At 70.7% G+C, this 14717-nt stretch carries 10 protein-coding genes; 7 read left to right on the plus strand and 3 right to left on the minus strand.

Annotation, left to right across the window (positions count from 1 at the left end):
* Positions 1-20: 20 nt before the first annotated feature.
* Positions 21-875, plus strand: coding sequence for an endo alpha-1,4 polygalactosaminidase (locus tag ACIQPR_RS26110; protein WP_403652626.1), 855 nt, complete (start codon positions 21-23; stop codon positions 873-875).
* 55 nt (positions 876-930) lie between these two features.
* Here ACIQPR_RS26110 and ACIQPR_RS26115 read toward each other — a convergent pair whose 3' ends face one another.
* A complete protein-coding gene (locus tag ACIQPR_RS26115; RefSeq protein WP_403652629.1) occupies positions 931-1521 on the minus strand; it encodes a TetR/AcrR family transcriptional regulator in 591 nt (196 codons plus the stop codon).
* A gap of 176 nt (positions 1522-1697) precedes the next feature.
* On the opposite strand from ACIQPR_RS26115, the gene ACIQPR_RS26120 reads away from it, so the two are divergent.
* A complete protein-coding gene (locus ACIQPR_RS26120; RefSeq protein ID WP_403652632.1) occupies positions 1698-2543 on the plus strand; it encodes an SDR family NAD(P)-dependent oxidoreductase in 846 nt (281 codons plus the stop codon).
* A gap of 84 nt (positions 2544-2627) precedes the next feature.
* On the opposite strand, the gene ACIQPR_RS26125 is transcribed toward ACIQPR_RS26120, so the two are convergent.
* Together ACIQPR_RS26125 and ACIQPR_RS26130 are read right to left on the minus strand one after the other, a co-directional pair.
* Positions 2628-5243 (minus strand): LamG-like jellyroll fold domain-containing protein, encoded by a 2616-nt coding sequence (locus ACIQPR_RS26125; protein ID WP_403652635.1) that lies wholly within the window; start codon positions 5241-5243, stop codon positions 2628-2630.
* 179 nt (positions 5244-5422) lie between these two features.
* On the minus strand, positions 5423-6916 hold the full coding sequence (locus tag ACIQPR_RS26130; RefSeq protein WP_403652638.1) for an arabinofuranosidase catalytic domain-containing protein: 1494 nt from the start codon (positions 6914-6916) through the stop codon (positions 5423-5425).
* Between the two features lie 610 nt (positions 6917-7526).
* On the opposite strand from ACIQPR_RS26130, the gene ACIQPR_RS26135 reads away from it, so the two are divergent.
* The 5 genes from ACIQPR_RS26135 (at position 7527) to araB (ending at position 14587) form a co-directional block, all read left to right on the plus strand.
* The gene (locus ACIQPR_RS26135) at positions 7527-8558 is read left to right on the plus strand and encodes a LacI family DNA-binding transcriptional regulator (RefSeq protein ID WP_403652641.1); all 1032 of its coding nucleotides are present in this window, start codon (positions 7527-7529) and stop codon (positions 8556-8558) included.
* 505 nt (positions 8559-9063) lie between these two features.
* Entirely contained in the window at positions 9064-10203 is a 1140-nt protein-coding gene (locus tag ACIQPR_RS26140) for a substrate-binding domain-containing protein (protein WP_403652644.1), read from the plus strand.
* A 2-nt stretch (positions 10204-10205) separates the two neighbouring features.
* Complete coding sequence (locus ACIQPR_RS26145) at positions 10206-11798, plus strand: sugar ABC transporter ATP-binding protein (protein WP_403652646.1); 1593 nt, start codon at positions 10206-10208, stop codon at positions 11796-11798.
* On the plus strand, positions 11795-12814 hold the full coding sequence (locus ACIQPR_RS26150; protein WP_403652649.1) for an ABC transporter permease: 1020 nt from the start codon (positions 11795-11797) through the stop codon (positions 12812-12814). The genes ACIQPR_RS26145 and ACIQPR_RS26150 overlap by 4 nt, the downstream gene beginning before the upstream one ends.
* Positions 12815-12907: 93 nt before the next feature.
* Entirely contained in the window at positions 12908-14587 is a 1680-nt protein-coding gene (gene araB, locus ACIQPR_RS26155; protein WP_403652652.1) for a ribulokinase, read from the plus strand.
* Positions 14588-14717 lie beyond the last annotated feature (130 nt).

Genomic DNA, 14717 nt, shown 5'->3' on the forward strand with positions numbered 1-14717 from the left:
GCATCCAGAGGCAGACCGTCATGCGCAAGTCCCGCGTCACCGTGCCCCTTTCCGCCGTCCTCGTCGCGACGGCCGTCACCGCCGTCGCCTGCTCCGCCACCGGCACGGACACCGCGAACGACACCGACACCTCGCCGAAGGCCCGGACGGCGCAGGTGTCCACACCACCCGTCCACGCCGGCGTCGACTACCAGCTCGGCGGCGCCTACACCCCGCCGAAGGGCGTCTCCGTCGTCTCCCGCGACCACACGGCCTCGCCCGCCCCGGGCATGTACAACATCTGCTACGTCAACGCGTTCCAGGCCCAGCCCGACGCGACGGGGGACTGGGACGCCGACCTCCTGCTCCGGGACCGCTCCGGCAAGGTCGTCATGGACAAGGACTGGGGCGAGGCGATGCTCGACATCGGCAGCCCCGCCAAGCGCGCACGGATCGCGGAGAAGGTCGACGACTGGATCGACTCGTGCGCCGACAAGGGATTCGACGCCGTCGAGCCGGACAACTACGACAGCTACACCCGCGCCCCGCACGGACTGCTCACCGCGGCCGACGCCGAGGCCTTCCAGACCCTGCTCGCCCGGCACGCGCACGCCCGGCACCTCGCCGTCGCGCAGAAGAACACCCTCGAACTCGCCAAGGACCGCAAGCGGGTCGGCCTCGATTTCGCGGTGGTCGAGGAGTGCGGGCAGTACGACGAATGCGGGTCCTACGTCGACGCGTTCGGCGACCACGTCATCGTCGTGGAGTACACCGAGAACGGCATGAAGAAGGCCTGCGCGGGCTGGGGTGACCGGATCAGCATCGTGAGGCGGGATCTCGACGTCACCCCGGCCGGTCAGGACGGCTACCTGCGCCAGACCTGCGACCGCTACTGACGACCGCCCTCGGGGCACGGCCGTCGCGTGGCTGTGGACGGGTGCCGGAGCGGGGTCACGAGGGTGACACCGGCTCGTGTGCTCCGTACCGCAGGCCGTCGAGGAGCAGGTCGAGGAGGCGGCCGGCCCGTTCGCGTTGGCCGGGGGCGCTGGTGATCAGGGCGACGCCGGCCAGGGTGAAGCCGACGTCGAAGGGGTCGACGTCCGGGCGCAGGAGACCGGCGTCCGCGCCGGCGCGCAGCAGGGTGCCGATTGCGGTGCCGAGTCTGTCCAGGGTCTCGGCGAAGGGGTCCGCGCCGGACGCGACCACGGCCCGCAACGCGTCCGCCATGCCCTGCTTGGCGGCCAAGTAGTCGATGAAGCGGTCCATCCACAGGCGGAGCGCCTGGTCCGGCGCGTGGTCGGAGAGCAGTTGCGCGGCGCTGTCGCAGACGCGGACCAGCTCGTTGCGGTAGGCCGCCTCGACCAGTGCCTCGCGGGTGGGGAAGTGACGGTAGAGCGTGGCCGAGCCGACCCCGGCGGCCTTGGCGATCGTGTCGATCGCGACGTCCGGGCCCTGTTCGGAGAACGCGCGCACGGCCACTTCGAGGATGCGTTCACGGTTGCGGCGGGCGTCGGCGCGCAGTGGGCCCGGCTTGCTGGTCAAGGCTGCTCCCTTTGTCGAGGAGGCCAGTCTAACTGGACAACCGGGGAGTTCCCCGTTTACCTTGACGGGTAACCGGAGAACTCCCCGGTTATGACTGTCGGCCCGCCGCGCGCCGCCACTCCTCACTGCCCACCCCTCAGTCCTCACTCCTCACTCCTCAGGCAAGGAAAACCCGCATGAGTTCCCCGAAGACGGTTCTGATCACCGGTACGTCCTCCGGCATCGGCCTGGCCACGGCCATCGGCACCGCCCGGGAGGGCTGGACGACCATCGCCACCATGCGCGACACCGGCAAGGCCGAGGCCCTGCACAAGGCCGCCGTCGAGGCGGGCGTCGCGGACCTGGTCCAGGTCAAGCGCCTGGACGTCACCGACCCGGTCGGTGTCACCGCCTGTCTGGACGAGGTCGTCGCCGAGCACGGCCGCCTGGACGCACTGGTCAACAACGCGGGCGCCGCGCAGATCGGCACCGTCGAGCAGAGCAGCGTCGACGACGTCCGCGCGGCCATGGAGGTCAACTTCTTCGGCGTGGTGACGGCGACCCGGGCCGCGATGCCGCACCTGCGCGCCTCGCAGGGCCGGGTGATCACCGTCAGCAGCGTCGGCGGCGCCGTCGGCCAGCCCTTCAACGAGGCCTACTGCGCGGCCAAGTTCGCCGTCGAGGGCTTCATGCAGTCCCTCGCGCCGGTCGCCGCCACCCTCGGTGTCGATGTCTGCGTCGTCGAACCGGGAGCGGTGGCCAGCGAGTTCGTCGCCAATCTCGGCCTCGACCTCCCGGCGATGCTTGCCGCCGCCGGTCCCTACGCCCCGGCGCTGGAGGCGTACATCGCCCGCACCCAGCGGTCGTTCGGCAACGCCCAGACCCCGGCCGAGGCAGCCGCCCCGATCATCGAGGCACTGACCGTCGCCCGGCCGCCCTTCCGCATCCAGACCTCCCAGTGGGCCCGCGACTTCGTCGCCACGAGCCTCGCCGACCTCGACGGCTCCGCCGTCCGGAACCTCACCGACACCTGGGTGCGCTGACCGGCACGCAGGTACCGGTGGCCGTCGACGCGCCCCGCCTGCCGTGAGCGGACAGGCGGGGCGCGTCGTGAGCATCGGCCGGTGTCAGGTCAGCGTGAGTTCCAGGACCGTGACGGAGAGCGGCGGCAGCGTGCTGGTGAAGGTCGCCCCGGCACCGCTCACCGTGCTGGACCTGGGCACGAGCACGGTGGGGTCGGCCAGCGTGTTGGTGGTTGTCGCCGAGGGCCCCGTCAGGACGGTGGCGGTGGCCTGCCGCCTGACTCCCTTGACCAGCCCCTTCAGCTCGACCGGGACATCCAGCTTCTCCGTCCCGTAGTTGACGACCGCGAGGTAGAGGCGCTTCCCGGAACGGGTGGCCACGGTGGCGAGGCCGGGAAGGGCGCGGGTGGTGGCCGGCAGCACCGTCTCGCCCAGCCTGCTCGTCAGCATCTGCTGCGCCCAGTAGCTGGGGGAGACATAGCTGGTGAGGTTGTCGTAGGCGATCAGGTTGGTCGCCCAGACGTTGTTCTTGACGTGGGAGAACAGCGGCGCGTAGCACTCCATGAGGACCTGGTCGGAGTTGCGGATCAGCCCGGCCAGCCAAGAGGCGTCGCCCAGCGCCGCGTTGAGGTCGGGAGTGGGGCGGCCCTCCTGCGCGGCCCACTCGCCGACGAAGACCTTCGTCGACGCGCGGTCCCGGTTGTCGTACTTGTGGGTGGCGGCCTGGGCGGCGGACGGCGCGAGGTAGTAGTGCTCGTCGATCAGATCCGGCGTGCGGCTCGTCACCGTGGTCGTGGCGATCAGCTTGAGGTGCGGGTACTTCGCCTTGATCGCGTCGTGGAAGGCCGTGAACCGCTGGTCGTAGGACCCGGAGGAGTCGAACCAGTCCTCGTTGCCGATCTCCACGAACTCCAGCGGGAACGGCTTCGGGTGTCCGTCGGCCGCGCGCTTCGCGCCCCAGGTGCTGGTGACCGGACCGGTGACGTACTCGATCTCGTCCAGCGCGTCCTGGACGTACGGCGTGAGCGCGTCGCCGGTGACGTGTTCGCCCTTCAGCGTGTAGCCGGCGAAGACGGCCAGGACCGGCTGGGCGCGCATGTCCTCCACCCAGTGCAGGTATTCGAGGAGGCCGAGCCCGTCCGTGGACCAGTAGCCCCAGGCGTCGTCCATGTGGCCGGGGCGCTCCCAGGCCGGGCCGATGGTGTTCTTCCAGTTGAAGCGTGTCGCGATGGTGTTGCCCTCAAGGAAGTTGCCGCCGGGGAAGCGCAGGAACTTCGGTTTCAGGGCGACCAGTTTCTCCATCAGGTCGACGCGCAGGCCGTTGGGGCGGTCGTTGTAGGTGGGCGGGAAGAGGGAGACGTACTGGAGCCAGAGGGTCTCGCCCGAGGCCGCGGGGTCGTCGGTCGTGACGGTCAGCCGCGCGTCGCCGTCCACCGGGGTGCGCGGACCGGTGCGCAGGGTGAGTTCGAAGGGGCGGTCCGGGAACGCCGTACCGACGTGGTGGAGCCGGGCGGAGGCGTACACCGTCGAGCCGTCCGCCGACTCGACGGTCACCGTGAGCGGGCCGACACGCCGTGACGCCTTGGCGAAGAGGCGGGCGGTGTAGGTGGTTCGGGGGCGTACCGGTATGCCCCAGAAGCCGTCGTTGGACACTCCGGCCCGGTGGCCAGCGCCGGTGCCGGTCGGCAGGACGACCTTGAGGGAACGTGTGAGGGCGTCGTTGAGGGGCGTGCTCGTGTCGAGTGCGAGGGTCGTCCCACCGACCGCGGACCAGTGGTCGGCCGAGGTGTCGCTGGCCATCATCGAGCGGTTCTGCACCAGTTCGGCGTAGATGCCGCCCTCACCGGAGTGGTTGATGTCCTCGAACATCAGGCCGGGAAGGATGGGGGACACCGCGTGCGCCGGGTTGGCGACGTCCACGCTCAGCAGCGGTGTCGTGGACTCCACCGGCACTCCGGCGAGCGTCGCGACCTGGTCGGAGGTGAGGGCGGCGGGGAACAGCCACACGTCGTCGATCAGGCCGTGCCACTGGTCGACGTGCCCGCCGCCGTAGAGCGCGCGGCCGATGGCGGTGTCGCCGGTGCCCGCCCAGCCTGCGGTGTAGGCGGCCTCGCCCTCCAGCACGCCGTTGACATAGAGGCGGGTCACCCCGGCCGACGCGTCGCTGACGCCGACCAGATGGGTCCAGGTACCGGTCGTGGGCGCGGAGGCGGCGGCTGCCACGGCGGCGCCCTGGGTGGCGTCCGAGGCGAGCCGGGCGAAGGCGAAGGTGCCGGTGTCGTCGCGCAGCCCGAGGTAGAAGGCGCTGACGACCTTGCCGTCGATGCTCACGGCGGTCTGGTAGCCGCCCAGTTGGGCGAGGTTGACCCAGGCGGCCACCGAGAACGCCTGGGACGTGTCGAGCGCGGGACCGGTCGCCGCGGCATTGCCGCCCGCGGTGAGGCTCAGGCTGTGGGCGCCGATCTTGCCGGTGTCCCAGGTGGCCGCGCCCTGGAGGGCGGCGGTGTGGGCGTTGCCGGACGAGTCGGCGGCGGAGGTGCCGGAGCCCTCGTCGAAGGCCCAGTGCGCGGCCGAGGCCGGCAGGGTCACGGCGGCGGCCGTCGCGGTGCCGGAGCGTTCGGCGGCCCACGCCGGAGCGGCGGTGGCGAGGGTGCCGGCGAGGGGTGCGACGCCGAGGGCGGTGAGGACGGTTCTGCGGGACGGCCCGGCTTCTGGAGGCATGGGGGAGTTCCTTTGCGAGATGGTTCGATCGGGCGAGTGCGGGTGTGGCGGGGCGCCGAACTGGGGAAGCGGGTGCCCCTTCGGGGAAGGCGGCGGCTCCGACGCCGGTGCGTCGATGGCACCCGGGGACGGACCGCCGGCGGGGAGACCGGCGGTCCGTCGGTGGATCGGGTGGTCGCTCAGGTGGCGATGTTCCACTGCTGGCAGGTGTTGTCGAGCTGCTGCCACTCACGGACCACGGTCCCGTTGGCGGTTCCGCAGTTCTTCACGTCGAGCGCCTCGCCGTTGCCGACGTTGGTGATCGTGTAGTGACTGCCGACGTGCGTGACGTCCCATTCCTGGCAGAGGTTGCCCAGCGCGGCCCACAGGTCGATGGCGGCGCCGTTGTACGCCTCGCAGTTGACGGTGTCCAGGACCGTGCCGCTGTTGACGTTGGTGATGGTGTAGTGGCCGTTGCCCGCGCTGCTGAACTTCCACTGCTGGCAGGTGTTGCCGAGCGAGGCCCACTGGTCGATCGAAGTGCCGTTGGCCGTACCGCAGTTGACCGCGTCCAGGACCTTGCCGCTGTTGACGTTGGTCAGCCGGTAGGCGGTGCCGGCGACGGGGAAGGACGCGGTCGGGGTGGTGTAGCCGACGGAAGTGACGTTGGCCTGAACGGCGTTGTCCGTGGCGTCGGTCGGGTAGCCGGAGGTCATGACGCCCTCGAAGAAGGAGCCGTCGGACCCGTTGCTGTTGTCACCGCCGGTGCCGAGGACGATCGCGCCCTCCTTCTGCATCGGGGCGTAACCGCTGGTGGTGGGCAGGGCCCCGTTGTAGAAGGTGCTCAGTGAACCCGACTGGGCGTTGCCGCCCTTGATGGCGTAGGTCGTCGTGCCGTTGTTCTTCTCCATGGCGGTGACGTACTCGCTGGAGATGCCGGTGTTGCCGGAGTAGGAGCCGTTCGCCCCGAAGAACAGTCCGTTCTCCAGGTCCGCTTCGACCCAGGGGCCGGAGCCGGTGCACGAGAACCAGCACTCCGTACCGAAGTTGATCGCGTCCATGTGGCCGTTGCCGGTGTCGTCGCCGGAGGTCTCGGCGTTGCCGTAGTCGAAGCAGCAGCGGTTGTTCACGTGATGGCCGCTGGTCACCATGTACGCGCCCTCGGGGGAACTGCCGGTGGCGATGCCCGTGGTGCTGTTGTCGCGGTAGCCGACACCGGCGGACACGAAGACGCCGTACGCCGCGTGGCCGCCGACCGTGACGGGCAACGCGTCGGCGATGGCACCGACGTCCTGGCCGCCGTTGCCGCCCGGGCCCTCGATGGTGAGGTCGTTGTGGTTCGAGCTCTGGTCGTAGATCTTGGTGATGACGCAGGTCGTGCCGGAGCAGAAGGAGTTCTGCGCCGCCGCGTTCGCGTAGCCCCCGGTGCTCAGCACGCCGATGTCGGCGGTGGTGGAGTCCGAGGCGCGCTTGACCTGGTACAGGGCGCCGTCGTAGGAGGCGTAGAGGGCTCGCGTGGTGCTGTGCGCCGCCGCACAGGGGGTGCCGGCGGAGGCATAGATGTCACACGGCAGGGACGAGGCCGCCTGGGCCGTGCCCGCGGTGCCGATGGCCCCGACCAGGATGCCGGCGAGCAGTGCGAGGACCGCGCCCACCACCCTGAGCCGGAGGTCCCTCAGATGCCTTGCTGTCACTGTGTACCTCTTCCGTGTCGCGTTCTTCTCGGGCCCGGCGCGGCATGCGCCGGGCACGGAGGGACGCCCGGTGTGCGGAGAGATGCGCGCCGGGGGAGTTGCCGTCGGGCAGGGCGTCGACGCCGGTCGGAGTCTCGCCGGTCCGCCGGACAGCACGATGTGAGCGCTAACAATCAAGCCGGCCGGATGCCGCCACTCATCCGGGCTTCATGGGGGGACGGGGGTGCCGCCGGCCCGGTGTCACTCGGTTCGGGCACGGCTGCCGACCTGGTAAGGCCGACGGTGATCCACCGCTCTTGCGGCTCCGCCTTTTTTACGCGGGGATGAATGGGCGGTCAACACTGACGGACGGTCAAGAGTATGGAAACGAATGCCCTCGATTTCGTGGGGGACGGTCCACCGGGTCGGGGGAGTCGGGCCGTCTTCGGGCATGAACTGGCAGGTCGGAGCGGTTCACGCCGTGCTGACAACGCTGTCCGAAATCTCCGAAACCGGGTGGTCGGCAGCCTTGCCGAGTCGGAATGTGTGCGCTAACAATTCTCCACGGCGCACCGGTTCCGGCCGGGGGCGCAACGCATCGGAAACACCACGACAGGTGAGGAGGCGGAGCATGGAGGGGGAGCGCACACCGGTGATGGCGGACGTGGCCCGGGTCGCGGGCGTCTCGCACCAGACCGTCTCACGGGTCCTCAACGACCACCCGAACGTACGGTCAGCCACCCGCGACCGGGTCCTCGCCGCGGTCCGTGAACTCGGCTACCGCCCCAACGCCGCCGCCCGCAACCTGGCCACCCGCCGCACCCGCACCCTGGGTGTGATCAGCTTCAACACCACGCTGTACGGACCGGCCTGCATGCTCTACGGCATCGAGCAGGCGGCCAGACAGCACGAGTACTTCGTCACCGTGGCCGCGGTCGGCACCCTCGACCGGCGTTCGCTGCTGGACGCCGTCGACCGACTGCGCGACCAGGGTGTCGAGGGGATCATCGTCATCGCGCCGCAGACCGCGGCCGTAGGGGCGCTGGCGAGCGTGCCGTCGGACGTACCGCTGCTCGCGGTCGGCTGCGGCACCCACGCCCGGCTGGCCTCGGTCGCCGTCGACAACGAGGCGGGGGCCGAACTCGCCACCTCCTATCTGCTCGACCTCGGCCACCGCACCGTGCACCACCTGGTCGGGCCGCGCTCCTGGCTCGACGCGCAGGAACGCGAGGCGGGCTGGCGCGGCGCCCTGGAAAAGCGGGGCGCTCCCGTGGTCGAGCCGTTGGGCGGCGCCGACTGGACGGCCCGTACCGGATTCGAACTCGGCCGGCGGATCGCCGCCGACCCCGAGGTCACGGCGGTGTTCTGCGCCAACGACCACCTGGCCCTCGGGCTGCTGCGGGCCGTGCAGCAGGCCGGGCACCGGGTGCCCGAGGACATCAGTGTCGTCGGGTTCGACGACATGCCGGAGACCGAGTACTTCGGCCCGTCACTGACCAGCGTCCGCCAGGACTTCGACGAACTCGGCCGACGTGCCCTGCGCGCGCTGATCGAGATCGTCGGCGGCTCCGACAAGGGGCTGCCGACGGTCGACGAGCAACCTCACATCGTCATCCCACCCAGTCTTGTGGTGCGTACGTCGGCGACCCGTCCCCGGCACTGACCGGCGCCCCGGCCGTACCGCGGCCCTGCCCAGAGAAAAGAGGAAATGCCATGGTCCGTGTCCCCTCGGCGTGACCGCCGGCCGCCCGGCCGCGAGTTCCCGATGAGCCGGGTGCCGTCCCGCGCGAGTGCCGTACGCCGGACAACACCTCCTCCCGGACCGTTCAGGTCGCGAGGACGGCGACGTGATCCGTCCTCCGTCCCGTCGGCACAAGCTTTCTGACGCTCCGTCAACTCTGACGTCCCGTCAACCCTGAGGCTCCGTCAACCCCGACGGGCCGCCGCCTCCACCGGGCCCCGCACGATCGGCCTCGCCGAGCCCGCGGCCGACCACTCGCCTCCGGGCCCCTCCGTCCGACCCCTCATCGACCAGCCCTGCCCGCCTCCGGCACCCCGCCATGCCCGACAGCCGGAGCGGTCACCGCGGCCGTACCCCGATTCGCCCACACCGCAAGCGGGTGGGGACCCACTCCACCCCGACATGTTCAGAAGGGCACTGATCAGCCATGATTCGTACCAGCAGGTCCCGCACCGTGGCGGTCGCCGCCGTCGTGCTCGTCTCGCTCACCGCGGCAGGCTGCTCCAAGAGCTCCGGAAGCACCTCGGCCTCGAAGTCGGCGGGCTCCAGCGCGGCCCCGGTCGCGCTGGCCGGCTCGGTCACCTTCAACCAGACGAACCTCGCCAAGCTCGACGCGGCCCTGAAGTCCGCGCTGGCCGGCAAGGACCTGTCCAAGGTCGACATCGCGATGGTCGTGAACGTGGCCGCCGACTACTGGAAGGCCGGCCAGGTCGGCTTCCTCAAGGGCTGCTCCGACCTCGGCATAGCCAAGAGCAAGTGCACCTACTTCGCCCCGCCCAACGGCAAGTTGACCGAGCAGAACTCGGAGCTGGAGACCCTGCGCTCGCAGGGCGTCACCGGCTACTCGATCTCGGCGATCGACCCGACCTCGGCCGCGGGGACCATCCACACCGACGTCCAGAAGGGCATCAGCGTCCTCGCGATCGACTCGCCGCTGCCCGGCACCGACGCCGCCTCGCTCTACCTGGGCACCCCGAACTACACCGCCGGCTTCCAGGCGGGCACCGCCATGAAGCAGGTCCTCGGCAGCAAGGGCAAGGTGGCGATCCTCGTCGGCTCGCTCACCGCGTCGAACGCCACCCAGCGCATCGCGGGCTTCGAGGCCGCCCTCAAGGGCACCAAGATCACCGTCGCCCAGAAGGTCAACGACAACCTCCAGGCCAGCACCGCCACTTCGGACGCCGAGACCATCCTCGCCAACAACCCCGACGTCACCGGCCTGTACGGCGTCTACTCCTACGACGGACCCGCCCTGGCCCAGGCGGTCACCTCGGCGGGCAAGACGGCCTCGGTGCACATCGTGTCGGACGACTCCGACGCCCAGACCCTGAAGTTCATCCAGTCGGGCGTGATCTCCGGAACCGTCGTGCAGATGCCGTACCAGCAGGGCTACACCGGGGCGTACATCCTGGCCGCGGAGAAGGTGCTCGGCAAGGCCGCGACCACGGCGCTGGTCAAGCCCTATCTGGAGAAGGACGGTTCGACCCTCAGCTCCGGCGTGGGCCTGGTCACCAAGTCCGACCTGAGCGCGTACCAGTCCCTTGAGTCCCAGCTCGGGATCGGCTGAGCATGACGGCCGCGGAGAACATCCCCAGCCGCGCCGTCACGGCGCGGCTGCGGGGGGTGCACAAGTCCTACGGGCCGGTGCGCGTCCTCGACCTGCCCGAACTGGACCTGTACGCGGGCCAGGTGATCGGTGTGGTCGGCGAGAACGGTGCCGGTAAGTCCACCCTGATGGGCACGCTCGCCGGATCCGTCCACCGGGACGGCGGCGAGATCCTGATCGGCGGCGAACCCCTCGCCGCCGGGTCCACCGAGGCCGCGGGACAGCTCGGTATCGCCATGGTCTCCCAGGAGTTCCCGCTCGTCGGACAGCTCTCGGTGGCGGAGAACCTGCTGCTGGGCCGCCGCCCGCGGAAGTCGCGGCGGCGGGTCCTGGTCGACGGTGCCGCACAGCGCGCCGAGGCGAAGGCGATGCTCGCGGAGATCGGCCTGTCCGCCGAGACGATTCCGGTCAGCCGGGAGGTGCGCACCCTCCCGGTGCCGACCCGGCAGATGATCGAGATCGCCAAGGCCTGGGGCCGCGAGCCCAAGCTGCTGATCCTGGACGAACCGACCTCCTCGCTGGGACCGGTCGAGGCCGGGATGGTGCTCGGCCTGGCCCGCCAACTCGCCGACCGCGGCGGCACGGTGCTCTTCATCGGGCACCGGCTGGACGAGGTGCGGGAGATCAGCGACCGGATCCTGGTCCTGCGCAACGGCAGACTGGTCGCCGACCTCGAACCGGCCCAGGCCACCGAGGAACGGCTGATCCGCGAGATGGTCGGCGGCGAGGTCGCGCAGGGCGAGCCCAAGGCGCCGCCGGCGACGAGTCCGGTGCTGCTCCACGTCGAGGGCCTGACCGCGGACGGTCTCGGCCCGGTCGACCTGGAGGTGCGCGAGGGGGAGATCCTGGGCGTGGCCGGGCTGATGGGCTCCGGCCGCAGCCGCCTGGTCCACACGATCGCGGGGGCACAGCCCGCGACGGGCGGCCGGATGCGGCTGGGCGGCGAGTCCTACCGGCCGCGCGGCGCGGGCGACGGCGTGGCGGCCGGGATCGCGCTGATCCCGGAGGACCGCAAGGAGCAGTCGCTCGTGCTGTTCGCGTCGATCCGGGCGAACGTCGTCGTCTCGGTCCTCAAACGGATCAGCACCCGCGGCCTGCTCGGTCCGGGCCGCGAGCGCGCCGAGGCACGGAAGATCACCGAGAACGTCAACGTCCGGATGCAGTCGGTGGAGCAGCCGATCGGCTCCCTGTCCGGCGGCAACCAGCAACGGGCCATCTTCGGGCGGGCGTTCGCCGCCGAACCGCGCCTGCTGTTGCTCGACGAACCGACCCGCGGTGTGGACGTCGGCGCGAAGGCGGAGATCTACAAGCTGATCGACCGGGCCGCCGAGCAGGGCATGGCCCTGGTGGTCGCCTCCTCCGAACTGGAGGAACTGCTGTGGATCTGCCACCGCGTGGCGGTGATGAACCACGGACGGGTGGTCACGGTCATCGACCGGGCCGACGCCACCAAGGAACGCATCATGACGGCCGCGGCCGGAACGGCTCCGGCCGGGCCGGAGGAGCCCGTCCGGGACACAGACCAGGAACACCTCACGAACGGAGCGACAGCATGAGCGCGCAGAGCACGCTCGCACCCGAGGAGGCCGCGCCGAAGCAGCGCCCGGCCGTGTCCAACCTCGCCCGCAAGCTCGCCGCCTCCCCGGAGGCCGGCGTCATCATCGCCTGCGTGCTGGTGTTCGTCGGGATAGCCGCCAACGCCGACACCTACACCGCGGTGGGCAATCTCCAGGTGATGGGCCGCGACCTCTCCCAGGTCGGCATCCTGGCGATCGGCGAGTCGCTGGTCATCCTGACCGGTGGCATCGATCTGTCGGTGGGCGCGCTGGCGGGTCTGGCCGGCATCCTCGCCGCCTGGTTCAACGTCAACGAGGGCCTGCCGGCGCCCCTCGCCATCCTCTTCACGCTGGTGATCTGCGGTGGCGTCGGCCTCTGGCACGGCGTCATGGTCACCCGGCTGAACGTGCCGCCCTTCGTGATCACCCTGGTCACCTACACGGTGGCCCAGGGCACCGCGCTCGCGATCACCAGCGGCTCGCCCATCAACAACCTCGACCCGATGTTCAGCAACCTGAGCCAGTACTACATCGGCCAGGTCCCGGTCCCCGCGCTGTTCTTCGTCGGCGCGGCCGTCGTCGCCTGGTTCGTCCTGGAACGCACCTACGTGGGCCGCCAGATCTACGCGGTCGGCGGCAACAAGGAGGCCGCCCGGCTCGCGGGCATTCCCACCGCCCGCCGGATCTCCTCCACCTACGTCGCGAGCGCCATGCTCGCCGGCCTCGTCGGCGTCCTGGTGATCGGCCGCATGAACGTGGCCGACCCGTCCGTCGGCGCGGGCTGGGAACTGACCGCCATCGCCGCCGCCGTGGTCGGCGGCATGTCGCTCTCCGGCGGTGAGGGCCGCATCGCCGGCATCGCGGCCGGCGCGATCCTGCTGGAGTTCATCACCAACGGCCTGCTGGCGCTCAAGGTCAGCCCGTACGACCAACAGGTGGTCCAGGGAGCGGTCCTCGGCGTCGCCATCCTGCTCGACCGCGCCCGCGCCCGATACTTCGGCAAGAGCCGCAGCTAGTACGGCGTTCCGCGCCGCCGATCCCGGTACGGCAGTCCAGCCATCTTCGGAGAGTCGGACGTCGATCGATATGTCGAACATTGGAGGAGACTGATGGTGAACGCCGGAGACGAGACGGCCGGGCACCCGGAAGCATGTGTCATCGGAGTCGACTACGGGACGCTGTCGGGGCGAGCCGTGGTGGTCCGGGTCTCGGACGGCGCCGAACTGGCCGTCGCCGAGCACCCGTACACCCACGCCGTCCTGGACCGGCAGCTGCCCGACGGCACCCCGCTGCCGCCCGACTGGGCGCTCCAGGTGCCGTCCGACTACATCGACGTCCTGCGGATCGCCGTACCCGAGGCACTGGCCCGCTCCGGTGTGCGACCGGAGCAAGTCGTGGGAATCGGCACGGACTTCACCGCGTGCACGGTCCTGCCGGTCCTCGCCGACGGCACCCCCCTGTGCGAACTCCCCGGACTCGCCGGCCGCCCGCACGCCTACGTCAAGCTGTGGCGCCACCACGCCGCGCAGGCCCAGGCGGACCGCGTCACCGCGCTCGCCGAAGCCCGCAAGGAGCCCTGGCTCAAGCGCTACGGCGGGAAGATCTCCTCGGAGTGGGAGTTCGCCAAGGCCCTCCAACTGCTGGAGGAGGACCCCGAACTCTACGCACTGACCGAACGGTGGATCGAGGCCGCCGACTGGATCGTCTGGCGCCTGTCCGGCTCCTACGTCCGCAACGCGTGCACCGCCGGGTACAAGGGCCAGCTCCAGGACGGCAGTTACCCCTCCGGCGACTATCTCGCCGCGCTCAACCCCGACTTCGCGGGCTTCGTCAGCGACAAGCTGGACCAGCCGATCGGCCAACTCGGCGACCGCGCCGGTGGGTTGACGGCCGAAGCGGCGGCCTGGACCGGACTGCCCGAGGGCATCGCGGTGTGCGTCGGGAACGTCGACGCCCATGTGACCGCGCCCGCGGCCACCGCCGTGGAACCGGGCCGCATGGTCGCCATCATGGGCACCTCCACCTGCCACGTCATGAGCAGCGACCAGTGGGCCGAAGTACCGGGCATGTGCGGAGTCGTCCAGGGCGGCATCCTGCCGGGACTGTGGGGCTACGAGGCCGGACAGAGCGGCGTCGGCGACATCTTCGGCTGGTTCGTGCGCACCGCGTTCCCCGCGTCGTACGCAGAGGAGGCCGCCGCGCTCGGCCGCGATCCGCACGAGCACCTCACCGCCCTGGCCGAGGGACAGCGGGTCGGCGAGCACGGGCTGATCGCGCTGGACTGGCAGAGCGGCAACCGCTCCGTGCTCGTCGACCACGATCTGAGCGGTGTCGTCGTCGGGCTGACCCTCTCCACCCGCCCCGAGGACGTCTACCGGGCACTGCTGGAGGCCACCGCCTTCGGCACCCGGACCATCATCGAGGCCTTCGAGACCTCCGGGGTCCCCGTCAGCGAACTCATCGTCGCGGGCGGCCTGATGAAGAACCCGCTGCTGATGCAGATCTACGCCGACGTCACCCGCCGCCCCCTCGGCGTCATCGACTCGGCCCAGGGTCCCGCGCTCGGCGCGGCCATGCACGCGGCGGTCGCGGCCGGCGCGCACCCCGACATCCGGGCCGCCGCCCAGGCCATGGCCAAGGCCCGCCCCGCCGTCTACCTGCCCGACCCCGACCGGGCCGCCGCCTACGACCGGCTCTACGCCGAATACCGGCTGCTGCACGACTACTTCGGCCGTAGCGCCAACGAGGTCATGCACCGGCTGCGCCGCATCCGCGCGAACTCGATCTGAAAGGTCCCTCACCATGACGACAACGACCACCACCTTGTACGACACCCAGGAGATCTGGTTCCTCACCGGCAGCCAGGGCCTGTACGGCGAGGACATCCTCCAGCAGGTCGCCGACCAGTCCCGCAGCATC

Source organism: Streptomyces sp. NPDC091280 (assembly GCF_044768565.1).
Taxonomy (GTDB): Bacteria; Actinomycetota; Actinomycetes; order Streptomycetales; family Streptomycetaceae; genus Streptomyces.